Annotated in this window: 19 protein-coding genes and 1 pseudogene; 9 read left to right on the top strand and 11 right to left on the bottom strand. The window is 65.0% G+C overall.

Annotated features, from left to right (window positions below):
• Positions 1 to 25 precede the first annotated feature (25 nt).
• Together NKH16_RS08185 and NKH16_RS08180 are read left to right on the top strand one after the other, a co-directional pair.
• Positions 26 to 271 (top strand): type II toxin-antitoxin system VapB family antitoxin, encoded by a 246-nt coding sequence (locus NKH16_RS08185; protein ID WP_023676383.1) that lies wholly within the window; start codon positions 26 to 28, stop codon positions 269 to 271.
• Complete coding sequence (locus NKH16_RS08180) at positions 271 to 675, top strand: type II toxin-antitoxin system VapC family toxin (RefSeq protein WP_352898983.1); 405 nt, start codon at positions 271 to 273, stop codon at positions 673 to 675. Before NKH16_RS08185 ends, NKH16_RS08180 begins: the two co-directional genes overlap by 1 nt.
• Here the strand turns inward: NKH16_RS08180 and murJ are convergent.
• Together murJ and NKH16_RS08170 are read right to left on the bottom strand one after the other, a co-directional pair.
• Positions 650 to 2,248 carry a murein biosynthesis integral membrane protein MurJ gene (murJ, locus tag NKH16_RS08175; RefSeq protein ID WP_352898980.1) on the bottom strand — a complete coding sequence of 533 codons (1,599 nt, stop codon included), beginning with the start codon at positions 2,246 to 2,248 and terminating at the stop codon, positions 650 to 652. The genes NKH16_RS08180 and murJ overlap by 26 nt on opposite strands.
• Positions 2,249 to 2,294: 46 nt before the next feature.
• Complete coding sequence (locus tag NKH16_RS08170) at positions 2,295 to 5,093, bottom strand: [protein-PII] uridylyltransferase (protein ID WP_352448510.1); 2,799 nt, start codon at positions 5,091 to 5,093, stop codon at positions 2,295 to 2,297.
• A gap of 227 nt (positions 5,094 to 5,320) precedes the next feature.
• On the opposite strand from NKH16_RS08170, the gene NKH16_RS08165 reads away from it, so the two are divergent.
• From NKH16_RS08165 to NKH16_RS08155, 3 genes are all read left to right on the top strand, one after another.
• Positions 5,321 to 7,825 (top strand): heavy metal translocating P-type ATPase, encoded by a 2,505-nt coding sequence (locus tag NKH16_RS08165; RefSeq protein WP_352898977.1) that lies wholly within the window; start codon positions 5,321 to 5,323, stop codon positions 7,823 to 7,825.
• Between the two features lie 43 nt (positions 7,826 to 7,868).
• Positions 7,869 to 8,255, top strand: coding sequence for a CopM family metallochaperone (copM, locus tag NKH16_RS08160; protein ID WP_352898974.1), 387 nt, complete (start codon positions 7,869 to 7,871; stop codon positions 8,253 to 8,255).
• A 109-nt stretch (positions 8,256 to 8,364) separates the two neighbouring features.
• Positions 8,365 to 9,210 (top strand): aldo/keto reductase, encoded by an 846-nt coding sequence (locus NKH16_RS08155; RefSeq protein ID WP_352898971.1) that lies wholly within the window; start codon positions 8,365 to 8,367, stop codon positions 9,208 to 9,210.
• Between the two features lie 97 nt (positions 9,211 to 9,307).
• Here the strand turns inward: NKH16_RS08155 and mutS are convergent, their stop codons facing one another.
• Entirely contained in the window at positions 9,308 to 11,998 is a 2,691-nt protein-coding gene (gene mutS, locus NKH16_RS08150) for a DNA mismatch repair protein MutS (protein WP_352899045.1), read from the bottom strand.
• A gap of 203 nt (positions 11,999 to 12,201) precedes the next feature.
• Here mutS and NKH16_RS08145 point away from each other — a divergent pair, with 203 nt between their 5' ends.
• Positions 12,202 to 14,481 carry an NADP-dependent malic enzyme gene (locus tag NKH16_RS08145; RefSeq protein WP_352898969.1) on the top strand — a complete coding sequence of 760 codons (2,280 nt, stop codon included), beginning with the start codon at positions 12,202 to 12,204 and terminating at the stop codon, positions 14,479 to 14,481.
• Between the two features lie 184 nt (positions 14,482 to 14,665).
• Here NKH16_RS08145 and NKH16_RS08140 read toward each other — a convergent pair whose 3' ends face one another.
• Entirely contained in the window at positions 14,666 to 15,658 is a 993-nt protein-coding gene (locus NKH16_RS08140) for an adenosine kinase (RefSeq protein ID WP_352458263.1), read from the bottom strand.
• Between the two features lie 212 nt (positions 15,659 to 15,870).
• Between NKH16_RS08140 and NKH16_RS08135 the strand changes: the two are divergent.
• Positions 15,871 to 16,565 (top strand): annotated as a pseudogene (locus tag NKH16_RS08135) (sulfate transporter family protein).
• Here NKH16_RS08135 and NKH16_RS08130 read toward each other — a convergent pair.
• The 4 genes from NKH16_RS08130 to NKH16_RS08115 all read right to left on the bottom strand — a co-directional run bounded on the left by NKH16_RS08130 (position 16,562) and on the right by NKH16_RS08115 (position 19,541).
• Positions 16,562 to 17,560 carry a proline racemase family protein gene (locus NKH16_RS08130; protein ID WP_352898966.1) on the bottom strand — a complete coding sequence of 333 codons (999 nt, stop codon included), beginning with the start codon at positions 17,558 to 17,560 and terminating at the stop codon, positions 16,562 to 16,564. The pseudogene NKH16_RS08135 and the gene NKH16_RS08130 sit on opposite strands and share 4 nt — an antisense overlap.
• Before the next feature lie 14 nt (positions 17,561 to 17,574).
• Positions 17,575 to 18,378 carry an isocitrate lyase/PEP mutase family protein gene (locus tag NKH16_RS08125; RefSeq protein WP_352469965.1) on the bottom strand — a complete coding sequence of 268 codons (804 nt, stop codon included), beginning with the start codon at positions 18,376 to 18,378 and terminating at the stop codon, positions 17,575 to 17,577.
• Positions 18,379 to 18,455: 77 nt separating this feature from the next.
• Positions 18,456 to 19,313: a hypothetical protein gene (locus NKH16_RS08120; RefSeq protein ID WP_352469964.1), complete on the bottom strand. Its 858-nt coding sequence runs from the start codon at positions 19,311 to 19,313 to the stop codon at positions 18,456 to 18,458.
• A 75-nt stretch (positions 19,314 to 19,388) separates the two neighbouring features.
• Positions 19,389 to 19,541 (bottom strand): hypothetical protein, encoded by a 153-nt coding sequence (locus NKH16_RS08115; RefSeq protein ID WP_352872187.1) that lies wholly within the window; start codon positions 19,539 to 19,541, stop codon positions 19,389 to 19,391.
• A gap of 12 nt (positions 19,542 to 19,553) precedes the next feature.
• Between NKH16_RS08115 and NKH16_RS08110 the strand changes: the two genes are divergently transcribed.
• A complete protein-coding gene (locus tag NKH16_RS08110) occupies positions 19,554 to 20,285 on the top strand; it encodes a TetR/AcrR family transcriptional regulator (RefSeq protein ID WP_352872189.1) in 732 nt (243 codons plus the stop codon).
• A 33-nt stretch (positions 20,286 to 20,318) separates the two neighbouring features.
• On the opposite strand, the gene NKH16_RS08105 is transcribed toward NKH16_RS08110, so the two are convergent.
• The 3 genes from NKH16_RS08105 to NKH16_RS08095 form a co-directional block, all read right to left on the bottom strand.
• Positions 20,319 to 20,975, bottom strand: a complete 657-nt coding sequence (locus NKH16_RS08105) for an HAD family hydrolase (RefSeq protein WP_352614552.1) — start codon at positions 20,973 to 20,975, stop codon at positions 20,319 to 20,321.
• Positions 20,975 to 21,460 carry a dUTP diphosphatase gene (gene dut, locus NKH16_RS08100; RefSeq protein WP_352448498.1) on the bottom strand — a complete coding sequence of 162 codons (486 nt, stop codon included), beginning with the start codon at positions 21,458 to 21,460 and terminating at the stop codon, positions 20,975 to 20,977. Before dut ends, NKH16_RS08105 begins: the two co-directional genes overlap by 1 nt.
• 84 nt (positions 21,461 to 21,544) lie before the next feature.
• Positions 21,545 to 22,015, bottom strand: a complete 471-nt coding sequence (locus NKH16_RS08095; protein ID WP_023676368.1) for an Lrp/AsnC family transcriptional regulator — start codon at positions 22,013 to 22,015, stop codon at positions 21,545 to 21,547.
• A gap of 115 nt (positions 22,016 to 22,130) precedes the next feature.
• On the opposite strand from NKH16_RS08095, the gene NKH16_RS08090 reads away from it, so the two are divergent.
• Positions 22,131 to 22,346 (top strand): DUF6356 family protein, encoded by a 216-nt coding sequence (locus tag NKH16_RS08090; protein WP_352469961.1) that lies wholly within the window; start codon positions 22,131 to 22,133, stop codon positions 22,344 to 22,346.
• The last annotated feature ends 82 nt before the right edge of the window (positions 22,347 to 22,428 follow it).

The raw sequence follows: 22,428 nt of genomic DNA, 5'->3' as shown, positions 1-22,428 counted from the left end.
TTTGCTACACAGCGGAAGCAAAACAATGACGATCAACATCAACAACAAGGAAGCGGACAGCCTGACGCGGGCTTTTGCCAGGCTTGAAGGTGTCGGGATCACCGAGGCAATCGTGATCGCCATGCGCGAAGCTCTGGAGCGCCGGCGCAATCGCGAGACGCCGCTGGAAACGGCGGCACGGCTCCGGGCCGAGTTCGGGATTGAGCTGAGCGAGCAGGCGCGCAAGCCGCTGCCGCGCTCGGTCTACGACGAATTGTCCGGCGAAGACTGATGTTCATCGATGCAGCCGCTATCGTTGCAATACTGAGCAACGAGACCGAAGCCCCGCGCTGCGCGCAGGCGGTCATGAAAGCGTCGGCTCCGTTCACGTCGGCGATCGCGGTTTGGGAAGCGGCGATGGCGCTTTCGCGATCGGAAAAGCTGGCCGTACCGGTCGCCACAAGCTTCAAGATAGTCAGCCGTTTTCTCGAAGAGCGTGGAATCACCTTGCGGGAGCTTCCGCCTCCCTCTGACGCGGCATCTCTGGCTGTTGAGGCTGCATCGCGGTTTCGCAACAACGCTGGCCGCCTCAACATGGCCGACTGTTTCCACTACGCCTGTGCGCGCTACTACGCCGTTCCGATGCTTTCGACGGCGGACGAATTCCGCTTCACGGATCTGGAGACTGTTGCTTGACCGGCTGGGAGCCCTTGCGCCCGATATTGCGGCGGATCATGCCGAAATCGGCGCCGCCGGTGGCGAAGGCGGTGACGAAGTAAAGCAGCGCCCCGCCGGCGACGAGCGCAAGCAGCGTCACCGCCTTGATCACCAGCGGCGAGCCGGAGCCGAGACTTGCGGCGAACCAGTGTTCGGCAAAATAGAGCGCCGCGGCCATCACCGCCGCCGACAGCACCAGCCGCGGGATGCGTTTCATGAGCGGCACGTCGCGGCCCCAATGGCCGCGCCGGATCAGCACGGCGAGCAGCATCGCCGCATTCACCCAGCCGGCGACGGCCGAGGCAACCGCAATGCCGGGCGCGCCCATGGTCGGAAACAGCGTCAGTGCCGTCGTAATGTTAACCGCCACCGAGATGGCGGCAAAAATCATTGGCGTGCGCGTGTCCTCGCGGGCGAAATAGCCTGGGGTGAACGCCTTGATCAGCACGAAGGCCGGCAGGCCGATGCCGAAGATCGCCAGGATTGCCGCGACCGTAGGCGTCGAATTGTTGGCGGCAAAGGCGCCGCGCTCATAGACCAGCCGCACGATCGGCTCGGACATGACCAGCAGCGCGGCCGCCGCCGGCAAGGTCATGAAAAGGGTAAACTCGACCGAGCGGTTCTGCAGATTGGCGGCCTCGACCAGATTGCCTGATTTCAGCGCCCGCGACAGTTCCGGCAAAAGCACGATGGCGACGGCGACGCCGACGACGCCCAGCGGCAGCTGGTAGACGCGGTCGGCATAGGCCAGCGACGACACCGCGCTGTCCTGCGCCGACGCGATCGCCGTGCCGATCAGCTGGTTGATCTGGGTGATGCCGCCGGTGATCGCCGCCGGCAGTGCCAGGATCAGCAGCCGCTTGACGTTCGGCGTCATCTTCGGCCGCCGGAAGCCGATCGAAATGCCGGCATGGCGCACCGCCGCCCAGACGATCGCCAGCTGCACCAGGCCGGCCGCCAGCACGCCCCAGGCCAGACCGAAACCAACGGTGCGGGCGTCCGAACCCTTGTACCAGGCATAGGCAAGCACGGCGATAAGAATGACGTTGAGGAACACCGGCGCCACCGCAGCGGCGAAATAGCGGCGCAGCGAATTCAGCATGCCGGCCATCATGGCGCCGAGCGACATGCAGATCAGGTAGGGGAACATGACGGTCGCCAGCGCCACCGTCGTCTCGAATTTTCCCGGCGTGTCGGCAAAGCCCGGCGCCACCAGGTAGCGCACGATCAGCGGCATCGCCAGTTCCATGGCGATGGTCAGCGCCAGAAGCGCCGTGAACAAGACGCCGAACACCTCTTCGGAAAAGCGCTTGGCGCCGTCGGTGCCGTGCGTCTCGATCTCCTTGGCGAACAGCGGCACGAAGGCGGCATTGAAGGCGCCTTCGGCGAACAGCCGGCGAAAGGTGTTGGGAAACTGGAAGGCGGCGTTGAAGGCGTCGGCGATCGGCCCGGTGCCGAGTGCGGCAGCCATCAGCATCTCGCGGCCGAAACCGAGGGCGCGGCTCATCAGAGTGCCGGAAGCGACCGTGGCGAATTTCTTGACAAGGCTCATGCGCTTGAAGACTGCCTGTGCGATTGGGGCAAATGGAAGGTAACGGTCACTCGGCGGCCGTTTTGGTCTTGCCGCGCTCGGACGCCGTGCCCTCGAGCACCGCGATCAGCCTGTTGCGGATGGTCGCGGTGCGCGACGGGCTGTCGATCTTCTGGCCGGTGAGATCGGTGACGTAGAACGTGTCGATGACCTTTTCGCCGAAGGTGGTGATGTGGGCCGAGGCGATGTCGAGCGACAGGTCCGACAACATGCCGGTGATCTCCGACAGAAGGCCCGGCCTGTCCAGCCCCTCGACCTCGATCACCGAGAAACGGTTCGACAGGGTGTTGCGGATCTCGGCGCGTGGCGGAATACGGAAAACCTTGGCGCCGCGCCGCGGCTTGGTCCGCTTCTCGATCATTTCGGGCAGCCAGCTCTTGCCCGACAGCACGTCCTCGATCAGCCGGCCGACGCGCTCGGCACGGCGGCGCTCGTCCTCGTCGAGGTCGAACTCCCTCGAGATCAGGATGGTGTCGAGCGCCCGACCATCCGAGGTGGTGAATATCTGCGCGTCGACGATGTTGCCGCCGGCCGCGGCACAGGCGCCGGCAATCACCGAAAGCAGGCGCGGATGGTCCTGCGCCAGCACCGTGATCTCGGTCACCGCCTCGAACTGGTGGGTTTTCACCATGGTGGCGAGCTTCTTGCCGGCGTGATCGGCCTCGCGGATGAATTCGGCATGGCGGAGCTGGTCGGGAAGATCGACCGCCAGCAGATAGTTCTCGTAGTGCTGGCCGACATAACGCTTGCGGGCCTTTTCCGGCCAGTCGGCAAGCGCCTCGGCCAGTTGTTCGCGCGCCGCCGCCGTCCGTTTGGCGCGCGACACCTCCGAAAACCCGCCGGTCAACAAAAGCTCGGTCTCGTAATAGAGCGTACGCAGCAGCTGGCCCTTCCAGCCGTTCCAGACCCCAGGCCCGACGCCGCGGATATCGCAGACGGTAAGCACAAGCAGCATCTTCAGCCGTTCGACCGACTGCACGATGGCGGCAAAATCCTCGATCGTCTTGCGGTCGTTGAGATCGCGGGTCTGCGCCGTCATCGACATGACGAGGTGGTTCTCGACCAGCCAGGCGACCGTTTCGGTGTCGGCCGGCGAGAGCCCCATATGCGGGCAGATGCGCCGGGCGATCCTGGCGCCGGCTTGCGAATGGTCCTCCGGCCTGCCCTTGGCGATGTCGTGCAGCAGCACGGCGACATAGAGCGCCTCGCGGCTCTTCTTCAGCCCCGGCATCAGCGAGTGGGCGAGTGGATGGATCTTTTCCCCGTCGCCGCGCTCGATCTCGGCCAGCACCCCGATGCAGCGGATGAGGTGCTCGTCCACCGTGTAGTGGTGGTACATCGAGAACTGCATCATGGCGACGATCTTGCCGAAATCCGGGATCAGCTTTGCCAGCAGTCCGGCCTCGTTCATGCGCCGCAGATTGAGCTCGGCATTGCGGTCCGAGGTCAAGATGTCGAGGAACAGCCGGTTGGCCTCCTCGTCGCGCCTGAGCGCCTTGCCGACGAGGCCGAGCGAACGGGTCAACAGCTTCAGCGCATCGGGGTGGAATTCAAGGCCATGCTTGTCGGCAAACCAGAACAGCCTGAGCAGGTTAACCGGATCGCGCTCGAACACCTCGTCGTCGGCAATGTTGATGCGGTGGTTGTCGACGATGAAATCGGCCGTGCCGGCGAGCTTGCGCTTGCGGCGCGAAAAGGTGAGGAAGATGCGGTTGAAGCCCGGCACATGCTTGGCCTGCTCTTCTTCCAGCGCGGCGCAGAAAATGCGGGTCAGGTCGCCGACATCCTTGGCGACGAGGAAGTAGTGCTTCATGAAGCGTTCGACCGCCGACAGGCCGGGATGGGTGGTGTAGCCCAGCCGCTCGGCAATGTCGCGCTGGATGTCGAAATGCAGCCGCTCCTCGGCCTTGCCGGTGAGGAAATGCATGTGGCAGCGCACCGCCCATAGGAAATCCTCGGCCTTCTGGAATTCCCTGTATTCGGCGTCGGTAAAGACGCCCTTGTCGACCAGTTCCTCGCCGGTGCGCACGCGGTAGAAATATTTGGCGATCCAGAACAGCGTCTGCAGGTCGCGCAGGCCGCCCTTGCCGTCCTTGACGTTGGGCTCGACCAGATAGCGGCTCTCGCCGGCCTTGGCGTGGCGCTCGTCGCGTTCGGCGAGCTTGGCCTGGACATATTCGGGGCCGGTGGTGCGCACCACCTCGTGGTCGAAGCGCTGCAAAAGCTCGTCATAGAGCTTTTGCTCGCCCCACAGGAAGCGCGCCTCCAGGATCGAGGTGCGGATGGTGATGTCGGTGCGCGACAGCCTGAGGCACTCGTCGATGTTGCGGGTGGCATGGCCGACCTTCAGCCCGAGGTCCCACAGCATGTAGAGCATGTATTCGACGATCTGCTCGCCCCATGGCGTCTGCTTGTAGGGCAGCAGGAACAGCAGGTCGATGTCGGACCCGGGCGCCAGCGTGCCACGGCCATAGCCGCCGACGGCCACGACCGCCATGCGCTCGGCCGATGACGGGTTTTTGACGCGATAGACATGGGTGGCGGCGAAGTCGTAGAGCGCGCGGATGATCTCATCCATCAGATGCGACAGCCGGGCGGCGCAGGCGGTACCGCTGCCATCGTCCATCAGCATGCGTTCGGCGACCGTGCGGCCGTCGGCTAGTCGGCTTTTGAGAAGCTTGAGAACGCCGCTGCGCGCGGCCTTGCCGGAGCCGTCCCCTGCCGTGGCCGCGGTCAGTTCGGTCATCTCGCGGCGCAAGGCTTCGCCGTCGATCAGTTCCTCGAGCTTCAGGGATATTCTTGCCATAAATGCCGTTCGGCCTCGCCGTTTCGGCGGCGTCTATAGCGCGTTTTCGCGGCGCTGGGTATGGGGCGGACGGACGCGTTCTCCGCAGCCGTGGAACGGGACGATCGTCTCATGCCCGCGGCCGGTGCAGTTTGGGCCTGGCCACGAAAAATCGAAATCAGCCCTTGACCTTCCAGTTACTGGAAGCACTACCTCCGCCGCAACATCGAAATACAGGGGCTTTCGGCATGACGCATTCCGACCACCATCATCACGCCCATGGCAGCTGCTGCTCGGCAAAAGGCGCCTCCTCTGCTGCGGACGCCGTCGTCCGCGATCCGGTCTGCGGCATGACCGTCGATCCGGCTGCCGGCAAGCCGACGGCCGAGCATGACGGCCATCGCTATCATTTCTGCAGCGAGAGCTGCCGCGCGAAATTCGTCGCCGAGCCGGAAAAATACCTGACCGCTACCGATCCCGTCTGCGGCATGAGCGTCGATCGCGCCACGGCCAAGCACTTTTTGCGGCACGAGGGCCGGGGCTTCTATTTCTGCTCGGCCGGCTGCAAGGCGAAGTTCGAAGCCGAGCCGGCAAAATATCTCGGCGACAGGCCGGCGCCGCAGCCGATGCCGAAAGGCACGCAATACACCTGCCCGATGCATCCGGAAATCATCCGCGACAAGCCCGGCTCCTGCCCGATCTGCGGCATGGCGCTGGAGCCGATGGGCGTGCCGACCGGCGACGAGGGACCTAACCCGGAACTGGTCGACTTCACCAGGCGCTTTTGGGTGAGCGCGGTGCTGTCCGTGCCGTTGCTGCTCATCGCCATGGCGCCGATGCTCGGCCTGACGTTTCAGGCCTTTATCGACGAGCGGGCGAAGGTCTGGCTGGAGCTGGCGCTGGCCAGCCCGGTGGTGCTGTGGGCGGCATTCCCGTTCTTCCACCGCGGCTGGGATTCGATCCTCAACCGCAGCCCCAATATGTGGACGCTGATTTCGCTCGGCGTCGGTGCCGCCTACCTCTACAGCGTCATCGCCACGCTGTTTCCAGGCCTCTTTCCGCACCAGTTCCGCGGCCATGACGGCACCGTACCGGTCTATTTCGAGGCGGCGGCGGTAATCGTCGCGCTGGTGTTCCTCGGCCAGGTGCTGGAATTGCGTGCCCGCGAGAAAACCGGTTCGGCGATCCGTGCGCTGCTCGACCTGGCGCCGAAGACGGCGCGGCTGATCGGCGCGGACGGTTCCGAAAACGACGTGCCGCTCGATATTGTCAAAGCCGGCGACCGTCTGCGCATCCGCCCCGGTGACGCCGTGCCGGTCGACGGCATTGTGCTCGAAGGACGCTCTTCCATCGATGAATCGATGATCACAGGCGAGCCGCTGCCGGTCGAAAAGACCGAAGGCGACAACCTCACCGGCGGCACGCTGAACAAGAACGGTTCGCTGATCATGCGCGCCGAAAAGATCGGCGCCGAGACGACGCTGGCGCGCATCGTCGAGCTGGTCGCCAAGGCGCAGCGTTCACGCGCGCCGATCCAGGGGTTGGCCGACCGCGTCTCGTTCTACTTCGTCCCGGCCGTCGTTCTGGTTGCGATCATTGCGTTCGTCGCCTGGGCGATCGTCGGACCGGAACCCAGCCTGGTGTTTGCCATCGTCTCGGCGGTCTCGGTGCTGATCATTGCCTGCCCCTGTGCGCTCGGCCTTGCCACGCCAATGTCGATCATGACCGCCACCGGGCGCGGCGCGCATGCCGGCGTGCTGATCAAGGAAGCGGCGGCGCTCGAGCGCTTTGCCTCGGTCGACACGTTGATCGTCGACAAGACGGGAACGCTGACCGAAGGCCGGCCGCGGCTGACCGACGTCGTCGCTTTCGAAGGGATGGCGCAAGACGATCTGCTGGCGCTCGCCGCCGGGCTGGAAAAAGGCTCGGAGCATCCGCTGGCCGAGGCGATCGTCGACGGCGCCCGCGAACGCGGGGTGAATATCCCGGATGCCGGCGGTTTCGAGGCCGTCACCGGCAAGGGTGTTTCCGGCACGGTTTCGGGACAGAAGGTGGCGCTCGGAAATGCCGCGATGATGGCCGATCTCGGCATCGACACGGCGTCGGTCCTGGCCAGCGCCGAGGCGCTGCAGGCCGACGGCAAGACCGCGATGTTCGTTGCTGTCGGCACCCGGCTCGCCGGCCTCGTCGCCGTCGCCGACCCGATCAAGGCGACCACCGCCGAGGCGATCAAGGCGCTGCATGACAGCGGGCTGAAGATCGTCATGGCGACCGGCGACAACGAGCGCACCGCCAAGGCCATCGCAGCCAAGCTCGGCATCGACGAGGTGCGTGCTGGGCTTTTGCCCGAGCAGAAGGGTGCGCTGGTCGAGGAATTGCGTGCAAACGGCGCCGGCGTCGCCATGGCCGGCGACGGGGTCAACGATGCGCCAGCACTGGCCGCCGCCGACGTCGGCATCGCCATGGGCACCGGCGCCGATGTTGCGGTCGAAAGTGCGGGAATTACCCTGGTCAAGGGCGATCTCAACGGCATCGTCAGGGCCCGCACGCTCGCCCGCGCGACGATCCGCAACATCCGCCAGAACCTGTTTTTCGCTTTCCTCTACAATGTGCTCGGCGTGCCGGTTGCTGCCGGCGTGCTTTATCCGCTCACCGGCACGCTACTGTCGCCGATGATTGCGGCGGCGGCGATGAGCCTGTCTTCGGTTTCGGTGATCGCCAACGCATTGCGGCTCAGGATGTTGAAACTCTGAGTAAAACTTCCAGATAGACCCTGTTCAAAAAAGGAGACGACGAATGACGTTGGCCAAGAAGATCGTGCTGCTGATGATGGCGGCGGGAATGCTGCTTGCCGTTTTCCTCGAAAGCGTTCCGGCGCAGGCCGAGGAGATGAAGCACGACATGGGCGCAATGGGTGCGCAGAGTCCCTCGACCGAGGGCTACAAGGCGGCGATGGACAAGATGCATACCGACATGATGGCAATCGAATATTCCGGCAATGCCGATGTCGATTTCGCCCGCGGCATGATCCCGCATCACCAGGCGGCCATCGACATGGCCAAGGTCGAGCTCGCCAATGGCAAGGACCCGGAAATCCGCAAGCTGGCGGAAGCAGTGATCGCCGCGCAGCAAGCCGAGATCAAGCAGATGCATGACTGGCTCGCCGCCCATCCGGTGAAGTAGGCGTCACGCTGTCGGGGAATCCGGGCGAGAGGCTTCGCCTGGATTTGTGCTTCACCTGGATTTGCCTTGGCGGCTATGGTGCTATCCGGGTCTCGGACTGGAGCATGCCATGCCATCGACGATAAGAACGACCACCCTGCCCTGCGGCGAAGCCGTGCCGGTGCTCGGCCAGGGCACCTGGAAGATGGGCGAGGACGGCCGCCGCCGTGGCGACGAGGCCAATGCCCTGAAGCTCGGGCTGGATCTCGGCATGACGCTGATCGACACCGCCGAAATGTATGCCGGCGGCGGCGCCGAGGAGGTGGTGGCGGAGGCCATCGCCGGGCGCCGCGACGAGGTCTTCCTGGTCTCCAAGGTGCTGCCGTCCAATGCCTCACGCTCCGGCGTGAAACGGGCCTGCGAGAACAGCCTGAGGCATCTCGCCACCGACCGAATCGATCTTTATCTGCTGCATTGGCCGGGCAGCGTGCCTTTGACGGAAACGGTAGAGGCATTCGAAGCGTTGAAGGCAGCCGGCAAGATCCGCCACTGGGGCGTCAGCAATTTCGATACCGATGAGATGGAAGAGCTGGTTCGGTTGCCGGCCGGAGGCAACGTCCAGACCAACCAGGTGCTCTACAATCTGTCGCAGCGCGGCGTCGAGTTCGACCTCGCCCCGTGGAGCCGGCAACGCGGCATGCCGCTGATGGCCTATTCGCCGGTCGATCAGGGGGTATTGGCGCGCAACGCCAGGTTAGATGCCATCGCCGCCCGCCACGGTGCGACGCCGGCGCAGATCGCACTTGCCTGGGTGATGGCGCAGGAGGGCGTCATCGCCATTCCGAAGGCCAGCCGCCCGGAGCATATCCGGCAGAATGTCGCGGCGTTGGACATCGCGCTCACGAGCGAAGATTTCGCCGAAATTGATCGCGCTTTTCCGCCGCCGAGGCGGAAGTCGGGCCTGGCGATGATTTGAGGGGTGGGGCGGAAGGCAAGCCAAAGCAGCGTTCCGTCACACCCCCCTCTGTCCTGCAGGACAGAGGGGGGTGCCGTAGAGCGCTATCGGACGAGCACTATTTCCCCGCCAGCCCCTTCAGCCGGTACAGCGCCTCCAGCGCCTCCCTTGGCGTCATCTCGTCGGGATTGATCTCCGCTAGCGCCGCGCCCAGCCCGTCACTCTTCGCCGGCTTCGACGCTTCCCGCTTCGCCGCCACTGAAAACAGCGGCAGGTCGTCGACCAGACGGTTGGCCTTGCCCGAGACCTCGCCGGCTTCAAGCTGGTGCAGCACTTCCTTGGCCCGGCCGACGACCGCTTCCGGCAGGCCGGCCAGCCGCGCTACCTGGACGCCGTAGGAACGGTCGGCCGCACCCTTGCCGACCTCGTGCAGGAAGACCACGTCGCCCTCCCATTCCTTGACCCGCATGGTGACGTTTGAGAGCCGCGGCAGTTTTCCGGCCAGCGCCGTCATTTCATGGAAATGCGTGGCGAAGATCGCCCGGCAGCGGTTTTTCTCGTGCAAATATTCGACCGCCGCCCAGGCGATCGACAGGCCGTCGAAGGTGGCGGTGCCGCGGCCGATCTCGTCGAGGATGACCAGTGCGCGTTCGCCTGCCTGGTTGAGGATCGCCGCCGTCTCGACCATCTCGACCATGAAGGTGGAGCGGCCGCGCGCCAGATCGTCGGAGGCGCCGACCCGCGAAAACAGCCGGTCGACGACGCCGATATGGGCTGATGCCGCCGGCACGAAGGAGCCGGTCTGGGCGAGGATGGCGATCAGCGCGTTTTGCCTGAGGAAGGTCGATTTGCCGCCCATATTGGGGCCGGTCAGCAGCCAGATCGCGCCGGCCTTGGCATCGCCTTGCGGCGACAGATCGCAATCATTGGCGACGAACGGGCCTTCGCCGGAACGCCGCAGCGCCTGTTCGACCACCGGATGACGTCCACCCGAAATCTCGAAGGCAAGGCTTGCATCGACCAGCGGCCGGCACCAGGCCTCGCTCTCGGAAAGCAAGGCAAGTGCGGTCGAAACGTCGAGCACGGCGAGCGCTTCGGCGCCGGCACGGATCGTGTCGGCCTGGCCGACCACTTCCGCCGTCAGCGCCTCGAAAGCGGCAAGCTCGATCGCCAGCGCCCGGTCGGCGGCGTTGGCGATCTTGGTTTCCAGTTCGGCGAGTTCCGTGGTGGTGAAGCGCATGGCGTTGGCCATGGTCTGGCGATGGATGAAGCGCGCCTTGGCGCCGTCGCTGCCGGTCATCAGCGCATGATGATTGGCGGTGACCTCGATATAGTAGCCGAGCACATTGTTGTGCCTGATCTTCAGCGAGCGGATGCCGGTCTCGTCGATCAGCGAACGCTCCAGCCCGGCGATCACCTTCCGCGACTCGTCGCGCAGTGCCCGCATCTCGTCGAGTTCGGTGTGGTAGCCGCCGCGGACGAAGCCGCCGTCGCGCCTGAGCAACGGCAGCTCGTCGCTGAGCGCCTGTGCCAGATGCGTCGCCAGATCACTGGGCAGTGCCTTGATAGCTCCCAACGCCGCGGTCAGTTCGGCCGGCAATGCGGTTTGGCCGAACAGTTCGGCGATGGCGCCGGCCGCTTCGAAACCGGCGCGCAGCGCGCCGAGGTCTCGCGGACCGCCGCGGTTGAGCGCCAGCCTGGACAGCGCCCGCGGCATGTCGGCGACGCTCTTCAGGCTTGCCCGCACCGCCTGGCAGAGGCGCGTTTCGGAGCGGAAGAACGACACCGAGTCCAGCCTTGCAGCGATTGCCGCCGGGTCGGTCAGCGGCGCCATCAAGCGGTCGGCGAGCAGCCTTGCACCGCCGCCGGTCACCGTGCGGTCGATCGCCTTGAACAGCGATCCGTCGCGGCTGCCGGACAGCGTGCGCAGCAGCTCCAGATTGGCGCGCGTCGCCGGGTCGATGAACAGCGTCGAACCCTGCTCCTCGCGCTGCGGCCGCGACAGCGGCGGCCGCTCGGCTTTCTGCGTCTTCTCGACATAGGCGATGACGCCTGAGATCGCCGACAGTTCGGCGCGCGAAAACGTGCCGAAACTATCCGGCGTTGCCACCTCGAAGAAGCGGGCGATGCGGCCGGCGGCCGAAGCCGAATCGAACAGTGACGGCGGCTGCGGGCTGGCGACGCGGCCGAGCACGTCGAACACCGGTTTCAGCTCCGGGTCGTAAAACACCGGCTCGGCGACGATCAGCTCGCGCGGATCGACGCGGAAGACATCGGCGAGCAGCCGGTCGGCGGTTGTCTCGGCGACGCGGAAGACGCCGGTCGAGATCTCGATCCAGGCTAGGGCGAAACTTCCTTGGTTCCCTGTCGCGCTGCCGCGCTCCCCGCCTCTTGTATCGCTGCTGCCGCCCTTGACCCGTCCCAGCGCCATCAGGAAACTCGATTCCGACGGCGCCAGCAGTTTGTCCTCGGTGATGGTGCCTGGGGTGACCAGCCGCACCACATCACGGCGCACCACCGATTTGCCGCCGCGCTTCTTCGCCTCGGCCGGATCCTCGATCTGCTCGCAGACGGCGACGCGGAACCCCTGGCCGATCAGCTTCTGCAGATAATCGTCGGCGGCATGCACCGGTACGCCGCACATCGGGATGTCGAGCCCCTGGTGCCTGCCGCGCTTGGTCAGCACGATGCCGAGCGCCCGGCTTGCCTTCTCGGCATCGTCGAAGAACAGCTCGTAGAAATCGCCCATGCGGTAGAACAGCAGCGAATCCGGATTCGCCGCCTTGATCTCGATATACTGCTCCATCATCGGCGTCGCCGGCGCGAAGGCCGGCGTGGCGTTGTCGCTTCGAATGGGCGTCTCGTCGTTCAAGAAGCTGCTTCCAAAATTTTGCAAGCCATGCTTGGCGGTTTACAGCGGCGAAGTGTAGCCTTAATCCCGAACCTTCCACAAAAGAAAGCATGCGCACCCATCTCAAGCGGTGCCGTACGGGCGAGGAAACCAAAAGTACCATGGCCAAGAAAACCGAAAGCAACGGGCCCTCCGTCAGCGCCCAGGAGGCATTGGAATTCCATGCCATGGGCCGCCCCGGTAAGCTGGAGATCGTAGCCACAAAACCAATGGCGACGCAGCGCGATCTCAGCCTTGCCTATTCGCCGGGCGTCGCCGTGCCGGTTCTCGCCATCGCCGAGGACCCGAGCCGCGCCTTCGACTACACGGTTCGCGGCAACATGGTCGCGGTCATCTCCAACGGCACCGCCATCCTCGGCCTCGGCAATCTCGGCGCGCTGGCCTCGAAGCCGGTGATGGAAGGCAAGGCGGTGCTGTTCAAGCGCTTCGCCGATGTCGATTCCATCGACCTCGAGGTCGACACCGAGGATGCCGACGAATTCATCAACTGCGTGCGTTTCCTTGGACCCTCCTTCGGCGGCATCAACCTCGAGGACATCAAGGCACCGGAATGCTTCATCATCGAGCAGCGGCTGCGCGAGCTGATGGACATCCCGGTCTTCCATGACGACCAGCACGGCACCGCCATCATCTCGGCCGCCGGCCTGATCAACGCGCTGGAAATCACCGGCCGCGACATGAAGACCACGAAAATGGTCTGCAACGGCGCCGGTGCTGCCGGCATCGCCTGCATCGAATTGATGAAGGCGATGGGCTTTGCGTCCGAAAATATCATTCTCTGCGACACCAAGGGCGTCGTCTTCCAGGGCCGCACCGAAGGCATGAACCAGTGGAAATCGGCGCACGCCGTGAAAACCGGCGCGCGCTCGCTGGCCGAGGCGCTGGACGGCGCCGACGTGTTCCTCGGCCTCTCGGCCAAAGGCACGCTGACCACCAGGATGGTGCAGTCGATGGCCAAAAACCCGATCATCTTCGCCATGGCCAATCCCGACCCCGAGATCACGCCGGAGGAGGTCGCCGAGATCCGCACCGACGCCATCATGGCGACCGGCCGCTCGGATTACCCGAACCAGGTCAACAACGTGCTTGGCTTCCCCTACATCTTCCGCGGCGCGCTCGATGTGCGGGCGACCACCATCAACGACGACATGAAGATCGCCGCGGCTAAAGCGCTCGCCGAACTGGCGCGCCAGGACGTGCCCGACGACGTCGCCGCCGCCTACCAGGGCATGCGGCCGAAATTCGGCCCCAACTACATCATCCCGGTGCCGTTCGACCCGCGCCTGATCTCGGCCATTCCGATTGCGGTGGCCAAAGCGGCGATGGACTCCGGCGTCGCGCGCAAGCCGATCCTTGATCTCGACCGCTACGCGCAGGAGCTTTCCGCGCGCCGCGACCCGATCGCCTCGACGCTGCAGCGCATCTACGACCGCGTCCGCCGCCAGCCCAAGCGCATCGTCTTTGCCGAGGGCGAGGAGGAGCAGGTGATGCGCGCCGCCGTCTCCTATGTGAACCAGCGGCTCGGCACCGCCATCCTGCTCGGCCGCGACGACATCATCAAGGAAAACGCCAGGAACGCCGGCATCGATCTCGGCAAGCAAGGCATCGAGATCATCAATGCGCGGCTGTCGCGGCGCAACTCGGTCTACACCGACTATCTCTACGAGCGCATGCAGCGCAAAGGCTTTCTGTTCCGCGACTGCCAGCGGCTGATCAACAACGACCGCAACCATTTCGCCGCCTGCATGGTGGCGCTGGGCGATGCCGACGGCATTGTCACCGGCGTTACCCGTAACTATTCGACGGCGCTCGACGACATCCGCCGCGTCATTGACGCAAGGCCTGGCCATTGCGTCATCGGCGTGTCGATCGTGCTGGCGCGCGGTCGCACCGTCCTCGTTGCCGACACCGCGGTGCATGACATGCCGGATGCCGTCGAGATCGCCGACATCGCCGAGGAGGCCGCCGGTTTCGCCCGCCGCATGGGCTACGAGCCGAGGCTCGCCATGCTCGCCTATTCAACCTTCGGCCATCCGCAGGGCGAGCGCTCCGAGCGCGTCCAGGAAGCGGTGCGCATCCTCGACAAGCGCCGCGTCGATTTCGAGTATGACGGCGAGATGGCCGCCGACGTGGCGCTCAACGCCCGCGCCATGGCGCAGTACCCGTTCATCAGGCTGACCGGCCCGGCCAATGTGCTGATCATGCCGGCCTTCCACTCGGCCTCGATCTCGACCAAGATGCTGCAGGAGCTCGGCGGCTCGACCGTCATCGGCCCGCTGCTGGTCGGCCTGAACAAGCCGGTTCAGATCGTCTCGCTCAATGCCAAGGATTCGGACATCGTCAACATGGCAGCGATTGCGGCGTATAGCGCGGGAGCTTGACGAGCGGGGGCAGCAGCAGCGCCTCTCCCTTCTCCCCCTGGGGGAGAAGGTGGCCGAGCGAAGCTCGGTCGGATGAGGGGTGTTCCAGCTTGGCACCGGCAGCACTCCGTCCAGCACCCCTCAACCGTCTCGGCGCTGCGCGCCGATCCACCTTCTCCCACAGGGGGAGAAGGAAGAGGTGCCGCTACAGAAGCCCCGCCTGCTCGGCCTCTCGGCGCAGATTTTGCCGTGGCCTTGGGCCGATTTGCTGGATGACCAGCCCGGCTGCCAGCGAGCCGAGATCGCCGCAATCCTTGAGGCTGCGGCCTTGCGTGTAGCCGTAGAGGAAGCCGGCGGCATAGAGGTCGCCGGCGCCGGTGGTGTCGACCAGCTCGCGGATCCTGGTCGCATTGATGGTCACGGTCTCGTCGCCGCGCACGATGACCGAGCCCTTTTCCGAGCGGGTGACGGCGGCGATCTTGCAATCCTTGCGGATCTGGGCCAGCGCCTCGTCGAAGGACGCGGTCTGGTAGAGCGACTTGATCTCGTGGCTGTTGGCAAAGACGATATCGACGGTGCCGGAGCGCATCAGATCGAGGAATTCGTCGCGGTAGCGATCGACGCAGAACGAGTCCGACAATGTCATCGACACTTCGCGCCCGGCGGCGTGGGCGAGCTTAGCCGTCTGCCGGATCGCCTCCTTGGCGCGCGGCGGGTCCCACAGATAGCCCTCGAAATAGGTGACCGCGGCGCCCGAGGCCTTGTCGGCCTCGACGTCCTCCGGGCCGAGCTCGACGCAGGCGCCGAGATAGGTGTTCATCGAGCGCTCGCCGTCCGGCGTGACGAAGATCATCGAGCGCGCTGTCGGCGGTTCGCCGTTAAGCGGCCTGGTGTCGAAGGCGACACCCTGGGCATGGATGTCATGCGCGTAGATTTCGCCGAGCGCGTCGTTGGAGACCTTGCCGAAGAAAGCGGCGCGACCGCCGAAGGAGGCCACGCCCGCCGCCGTGTTGCCGGCGCTGCCGCCCGAGGCTTCAATGGCCGGGCCCATGCGGCTGTAGAGCAGTTCGGCGCGCCTCGTGTCGATCAAATTCATTGCGCCCTTGATGATGCCGTTGGTCTCCAGGAACGCCTCGTCGCACTGGGCGATGATGTCGACGATGGCATTTCCGATACAAAGCACGTCATAGTCCGGCATCAATTCATGTCTCCGCCAAAAGCCCACCGGCTTTCTGCCACGCCGGGCGCGGGCGGGTCTAGCGGTTTGATGCGGCTTTGCCTAGGCCGCGAGTTATAAATCCGGGCAGAGCGCATGCTTCGTATCGCGCGGTTTGCGCTTGTCTCGCGACCTGTCTCCGCCTATCCCGAAATATCGCCCATGGCCTCGTTTGACATGGAATTGGAAACGCCGTGATCCTCGACGCCGCCCGTGCCGCCTTGAGCCGGCAGTTCTCGCCCGCATTCCGTTCCGTGTTCCTGAAGACGCTGGGCTGACCTTGCTGGCGCTGGCGGCGCTTTGGTTCGGGATCAAGAGCCTGTTCGAATGGCTGGCCTGGCCGTGGATCGATGCATGGCTGCCCGCCCTACCCTCCTGGGCCGGGTGGCTGGGCGCCGTCGTCGCCGGCGTCGGCCTTGCGCTGGGCTTGGCGCTGCTCATCGCGCCGGTGACGGCGATCATCGCCGGCCTGTTCCTCGACGACGTCGCCGAAGTGGTCGAGCGCACCGACTATCCAAACGATCCGCCCGGCCGCGCCGTGCCGGCGTTGCGCTCGCTGGTGCTAGCGATCCGGTTTTTCGGCGTCGTCATCCTCGGCAATATCGTCGCCCTGCTGCTTCTGCTGGTGCCAGGCATCAACATCGCCGCCTTTTTCGTCGTCAACGGCTATCTGCTCGGGCGCGAGTTCTTCGAGTTCGCCGCCATGCGCTTTCGCCCGGAGGCCGAGGCACGGGCGTTGCGCAGAAAGCACTCCATCACCGTGTTCCTGGCCGGGTTGGTGGTCGCCGCTTTCCTCGCCGTGCCGCTGCTCAACCTTCTGACGCCACTGTTCGCCGCCGCCATGATGGTGCACCTGCACAAGGCGATCTCGGCACGGGAAGGGAGCTAGCGCAGCAGAAAGCCGCGCCCCAGTTCATCATCGTCCTCGACGATGAATTCGGCCCGCCCTGAGTAATAGGCGCGGCCGCCGACGCGGGCGATGATGGCGTCATGCGGCCCGGCCGTGGCCGTGCGTACGACGGCGCCGGAAAAGCGCGAGCCGGCAATGCTCTCGAACAGCCGCGTCCGGCCAATTTCGATCTGACCCTTGGCGTGCATGGTCGCCAGCCGCGCGGTGACGCCGGAGCCGGTCGGCGAACGGTCGACCTCGGCTTCGGCGAAAACGCAGATGTTTTTGGTCGGCGTATCGGAGAACGCATCCTGTCCGTCGGTCAGGATGGTGCCGTAGAGAAAGGCGAGATCGGCATGGTCGGGATGCGACAGCGGCAATTCGGCCTTGAGCTTATTGGTCAGCGCGGTCGCCGCATCGACGAAATCGCGCACCCGATTCCTGCCGAATTCCAGCCCGAACTGGCGGCAGTCGGCGAGTGCATAGAAGGCGCCGCCATAGGCGATGTCAAAGCCGACCGGACCATAGCCCGGCAGCTCGATCCGCCGGTCGCGGGCAAACAGAAACGCCGGCACGCTTTCGAAGGACACCGCGCCGGCCTTGCCATCCCTTACCTCGACTGCAGCCGAAATCAGCCCGCATGGCGCCTCGATATTGACGGTCGTCAGCGGCTCGCGTGGCGCCACCAGCCGCTCGTCGACGGCGTAGCGGCCGAGCGCGACGATGGCGTGGCCGCACATCGTCGAATAGCCCTCATTGTGCATGAACAGCACCGCGAGGTCGGCGCCCGGCAGGTCGGGCTCCACCAGCAGCGCGCCATACATGTCGTAATGGCCGCGCGGCTCGAACATCAGGATCTTTCTGAGATGATCGAGATAGTCGCGCACGTAGGCACGCTTTTCGAGGATCGTGCCCTTGGGAATGTCGGGGTAGCCGCCGGTGACGATCCGCAGCGGCTCGCCGCCGGTGTGCATGTCGACGACGGTGAGCGTCATTCGCCGGGCCCGACCTAGGCGGAAGGTTTGGCAAATAGCGCCTGCAGCTTGCCGAACGGCATGGCGGCGCGGGTGAAGCCGAAGGTGCCATCCTGCTGGATCTCGCGCGCCGCGGTCTCCAGCATGCCGAAGGCGAAATTGGTCAGCCATGGGCCGAGCGAGACGCGCTTTACCCCCGCCATGGCCAGGTCGGCGATGGTGAAGCCGGGCCCGGCCATGACGTTGACCGGCTTGGTCAGCGCCGAGCAGACGGTTCGCACCATCTCGATGTCGCCCAGCCCCGGTGCATAGAGCACGTCGGCGCCGGCCTTCTCGAAGGCCTGCAGCCGCTTGATCGTGTCGTCGAGGTCGGGCTTGCCCCACAGGAAATTCTCGGCCCGCGCGGTGAAGACGAAATCGCGTTTCAGTGCCCGTGCCGCTTCCGCCGCCGCCGCGACGCGCTCGACGGCATGCGCAAAATCATAGATCGGCTTGTCGGGCTCGCCGGTATGGTCCTCGATCGAGCAGCCGGCGAGGCCAGCCGCCTCGGCGGCGAAGATGGTCTCGCCGGCACTTGTCGCGCTGTCGCCCTTGCCCTTTTCGAGGTCCGCCGAAACCGGCAGCCCGGTCGCCGCTGACACTTCACGGCAATGATGGATCATCGCCTCGAACGTCACCGCGCCGTCCGGCAGGCCGCGCGAAAAGGCAAAGCCGGCGCTGGTCGTGGCCAGCGCCTTGAAGCCGAATGAGGCCAAGAGCTTGGTCGTGCCGACGTCCCAGGAATTGGCCATGACGAAGATCGAGGCATGCAGGTCGCGAAAAATCTTGCCCTTGTCCATGGATGCTCCCCTCCAGTGCAGAATGTGAGGCAAATTCTAGCCCGGCGGAAGGCGCCGGGCAAACAAATGCGGTTGGCTCAGAAGCGTTTGGCGTTGTCATCTGCCAATCGATCCAGCGCGTCGGAATCCTTGACGTAGCGCGAAGCATTTTTGTCCCAATGATAGGTGACGGAGATGTCGCGCGAAGACGCCTCTGGCGGCGGCTGGCCGTCGCAGCTTTCTTCTCCCGGCAGCGTCGCGTCGGTCACCGTGACCTTGATGGCTGCATAGGGCTGGCCGTCGGCGATCACCTGGAACGCCGCATTCTGTGTCCTCCTATGGGTGCAGAGGTTTTCGTCGAACGTATAGATCATGTCGATCAGCTCGAACCTGTCGTTGCGGACCATGATCAGCGGCGTGATCCCATAGCCCTGGCTCGAATTGAAATGCATGCTCATGCTGATGATGGCGTCATCGCCGGGCCCGATCGACAGCTTGCCCGGATCGCGAAAGTAGGTGCTGCGGTCGACGGCGACATTGACCGCGTCGAGCAAGGCCGGCTTGCCGGTGATGTCGTAGAGTGCCAGCACGGCATAACCCTCGGCGCTGTCAGGCGAGTCGCCGAGGTCGAGCAGCATCGCCAGCCGGTCCTTGCCGCCGGCCTTGATGCCGAGCACGTCGCCGCTGGAAAGACCCGACGTCGCCGGCGGCGAGCCGTCGTAGTCCGGTCCAGCGACGTGGCGCATCTCGATCGGCATCGAACCTCGGAAAAAACCGTTCTTGTCCGCGGTCAGATCGGGAATGACCATCCTGGCGAGATCGAGATAGGTGACATCGCCGTGGCCGGGGACAGCGCTGCCGAGCTCCGGGAAACTGACGGCCTCGGCGCTGGCCGCCGTCCAAAGGCAAGGCAGCAGCAGGCAGGCAAAGATGAAACGAAGCAGGGAGAAGGTCATGCGCGCGCTCGTTATGTCGGGCGCGCGCAAGCTAGAGCATTTTGCGACCAAGAGGAAACACCTGGCGTTGCCTCACTATGTTGGCTTGGCTTGGCTCGCCAGGGTCTGCTGGAAAACCGGCACCAGCTGATCCATGGCGGCTGCGAGCCACGCGCCGAGTTCGTCGGGCAGAGTGTCGTGGATCCAGACCAGGCGGCTCCGGCCCTCGCCCTCGGCAAAGACCTGCATGAAGGTATTATCGTGGGTGACCTCGTCGCCGAGCCATCCCCACACGATCCGCCGGCTCTGCTCGTCGCGGGCGATGAGCCGCTCTCGCACAATCTTGCCGTCGGCGAAAGTAAGGGCCCGTACGTCGCCCTCATCCACCCGGCAGTCGACGAAAAACGCCTGGGGCTATCCGTTGGGCGCCGCCGGCGAAGTCGCCCACCGTCCCGTCGCATCCTCGATACGGCGACCGCACTGTTTTCTCTGGAGGGGGTCCGTGCAGTCGGGATCGACCGCATCATCGCCGAGGCCGGCGTTGCCAAGGCGACGTTCTATCATCACTTCGCGGCCAAGGACGACCTCGTCCGCGCCTATATCGAGGAGCTCAGCAAGGGAGGACGGGCGGCAATCGCGAGCCTTGGCCGGCGGCCACCTCGCCAGATGATCCTTGCCATATTCGATCTCATCGCCGACGCGGCGGATCAGCCGGGCTACCGCGGCTGCCCGTTTCAGAACGCCGCTGCTGAATATCCGGACCCCAGCAGCCCGGTTCGCCAGGCGATCGATCAGCATCGTCACTGGAAGTGGGGCACCCTCAGGGACTTGCTGATCGCCGACGCAGATCCCGATCCGGACCGCACCGCGGACGCGCTAACGGTGGCGGCCGACGGCCTCCTTGTCGTCAGTCATCTCGACAGGCCGGCCAATCTGCGCAGTCTCATACGCGACACGGTCGACCGAGTACTTGGGGCGCCGCGCCCGGTCTGAGATCGGGCGCGCATGCAGGCTGCGCAAAGGCGATCAGTGGATCGGCACCAGCCCGGCCAGTTCACGCATGTCGTCGAACAGGATGCCGCCGGCTTCGATCAGCCCGTCGCGGTCGGAAAGCGGGTCGCCGTGGTAGGAATAGACGCGCATGCCGGCGGCGATGCCGGCTGCCGTGCCGGCGACGCTGTCCTCGATGACGATGCAGTCGGCGGGTGCGAAGCCCATCGTCGCTGCCGCATGCAGGAAGAGGTCGGGGAACGGCTTACCGCGCGAGACCATGGTCGAGCTGAACAGCGCATGCTCGAACAGCGGCAGCAGCCCGGTCTGACCGAGCGTGATGTGCATTTTCGGTACCCGTGCCGACGAGGCGACGCAGGTGGCGATGCCGGCGGCGTGCACGGTTTCGATGAACTCGCGAACGTAGGGGATGGCCTCGACGCCATGCGCAAACAGGTCCGGCAGGCCGGCGTTCCAACGCTCGACGAAATCGGCGCCGAGGCTGACGCCGGTCGCCTCGACTTCCTTCTGCACCGAGACCATGCTGCGGCCGGAGAAATTCTTGCGGCAATATTCGAAGCTGGCCGGAAAGCCGGCCGCGGTCAGCCACTCGGCGAGGCGCCGATTGGCCAGGTTCTCGGTGTCGACCAGAACCCCGTCGCAATCGAAGATGACGAGCTTGGGTATTTTCATCAGGCCGTGCCGGTCGATCCGAAGCCGCCCGAGCCGCGCGCCGTACCGCCAGCCAATGTGCGCTCCTCGACGGTCGCCTGCGTCACCGGGGCGAAGACGATCTGGGCGATCCGCATGCCCCGCGTCACCGCGAAATCCTCGTCGCCGAGATTGATCAGCAGCACCTTGACCTCGCCGCGATAGTCACTGTCGATGGTGCCCGGCGTGTTGAGGCAGGTGAGCCCGTGCTTGAAGGCGAGGCCCGAACGCGGCCGGACCTGGCCTTCGACGCCCTCCGGAATTTCCAGGACCAGCCCGGTCGGCACCAGCGCGCGCTTTCCCGGCAGGATCAAAAGCGGCCTGTCGTCCGGGACGGCGGCGCGCAGGTCCATGCCGGCGGCGCCCGAGCTTTCATAGGCCGGAAGCGGCAAGCCCTCGCCATGCGGCAGCCTGACGAAGCCGACAGCCGGACCGATGACGGAGGTGGGATAAAGTGCTGCGCGCATGAGGCTGATCCTATCGTCGCGAACGCCGGCTCAGTCAACTCGGCGGCAATGCTATCAACGGCTTTCTTTCAGTGCGGTTCCGCCTCAGCGCAGTTCCATCGGAACGACCGTGGTCTCCTTGATCTCCTCCATGACGAAGGAGGCCGAAACGTCGGATAGTGCCACCTTGGCGATCAGCCGTTGATAGAGCCGGTCATACGCCTTCACATCGGCGACGCGGGCGCGCAGGACATAGTCGAGATCGCCGGACATGCGGTAAGCGCCGGTGATCTCGGCAAAGCCGGTCACCGCCGCCCGGAATCTTTGCAGCCAGTCGGGATCGTGGTTGGAGGTGCGGATCAGGATGAACACCGAAAGGCCGAGCCCAAGCTTGTCGGCATCGACCAGCGCCACCCGGCCGGTGATGACGCCGTCCTCCTCCAGCCGCTTCACCCGGCGCCAGCAGGCATTGCGCGACAGCGATATTCTTGCCGAGAGCTGGTCGACGGACAGCGTGCCGTCGCGTTGCAGCTCGGCCAGCAATCTCCGGTCTATTTCGTCTATTTCCGGCGCCATGTGGGATGTTTGTCCCAAAATTCAGCCTTTCACAAGGACAATTTGAGACCGATGAACCGAACACCCATGCCAGTATACTCATCGCCGGCTCTTCATGCCGGCAGGAGGGATCGACATGACCGCACGGCTCGCAAGACTTTTCACCTCTCACCCGGCCGCGGTCGGCGAGAGTTATTTCGGCCATATGGCTTTCGCCGCATGGTTCTCGTCGCGATTGTTCATGGCGGCCTTTGCCGCGCTCGTTCATGCTTTCTTGCCGTTTCTGTTCGAGACCACGGCAAGCGGCATCATCCGTGAGCTCTATGAGCGGACGCACAACAGAGGACGGTAAGCCGCAGAGGTACCGAGCGCAGCGAGGCCGCTGGACAGCGCCGACCCTCAACAGGCCCCGCAGCGCAATCCCGATCAAGCGC

This window comes from Mesorhizobium sp. M1307 (assembly GCF_040318155.1).
Taxonomy (GTDB): Bacteria; Pseudomonadota; Alphaproteobacteria; order Rhizobiales; family Rhizobiaceae; genus Mesorhizobium.
This window is presented reverse-complemented; position numbering and strand designations above follow the sequence as displayed.

Coding starts and splice junctions, on each gene's coding strand:
- NKH16_RS08115 (WP_352872187.1), bottom strand. CDS start 19,541: ATGCAGGTCTTTGCCGAGGGCGAGGGCCGGAGCCGCCTGGTCTGGATC.
- murJ (WP_352898980.1), bottom strand. CDS start 2,248: ATGAGCCTTGTCAAGAAATTCGCCACGGTCGCTTCCGGCACTCTGATG.
- NKH16_RS08170 (WP_352448510.1), bottom strand. CDS start 5,093: ATGGCAAGAATATCCCTGAAGCTCGAGGAACTGATCGACGGCGAAGCC.
- NKH16_RS08120 (WP_352469964.1), bottom strand. CDS start 19,313: ATGACCTTCTCCCTGCTTCGTTTCATCTTTGCCTGCCTGCTGCTGCCT.
- NKH16_RS08090 (WP_352469961.1), top strand. CDS start 22,131: ATGACCGCACGGCTCGCAAGACTTTTCACCTCTCACCCGGCCGCGGTC.
- NKH16_RS08105 (WP_352614552.1), bottom strand. CDS start 20,975: ATGAAAATACCCAAGCTCGTCATCTTCGATTGCGACGGGGTTCTGGTC.
- NKH16_RS08155 (WP_352898971.1), top strand. CDS start 8,365: ATGCCATCGACGATAAGAACGACCACCCTGCCCTGCGGCGAAGCCGTG.
- NKH16_RS08180 (WP_352898983.1), top strand. CDS start 271: ATGTTCATCGATGCAGCCGCTATCGTTGCAATACTGAGCAACGAGACC.
- NKH16_RS08185 (WP_023676383.1), top strand. CDS start 26: ATGACGATCAACATCAACAACAAGGAAGCGGACAGCCTGACGCGGGCT.
- NKH16_RS08145 (WP_352898969.1), top strand. CDS start 12,202: ATGGCCAAGAAAACCGAAAGCAACGGGCCCTCCGTCAGCGCCCAGGAG.
- copM (WP_352898974.1), top strand. CDS start 7,869: ATGACGTTGGCCAAGAAGATCGTGCTGCTGATGATGGCGGCGGGAATG.
- NKH16_RS08125 (WP_352469965.1), bottom strand. CDS start 18,378: ATGGACAAGGGCAAGATTTTTCGCGACCTGCATGCCTCGATCTTCGTC.
- mutS (WP_352899045.1), bottom strand. CDS start 11,998: ATGATGGAGCAGTATATCGAGATCAAGGCGGCGAATCCGGATTCGCTG.
- NKH16_RS08165 (WP_352898977.1), top strand. CDS start 5,321: ATGACGCATTCCGACCACCATCATCACGCCCATGGCAGCTGCTGCTCG.
- NKH16_RS08140 (WP_352458263.1), bottom strand. CDS start 15,658: ATGCCGGACTATGACGTGCTTTGTATCGGAAATGCCATCGTCGACATC.
- dut (WP_352448498.1), bottom strand. CDS start 21,460: ATGCGCGCAGCACTTTATCCCACCTCCGTCATCGGTCCGGCTGTCGGC.
- NKH16_RS08095 (WP_023676368.1), bottom strand. CDS start 22,015: ATGGCGCCGGAAATAGACGAAATAGACCGGAGATTGCTGGCCGAGCTG.
- NKH16_RS08130 (WP_352898966.1), bottom strand. CDS start 17,560: ATGACGCTCACCGTCGTCGACATGCACACCGGCGGCGAGCCGCTGCGG.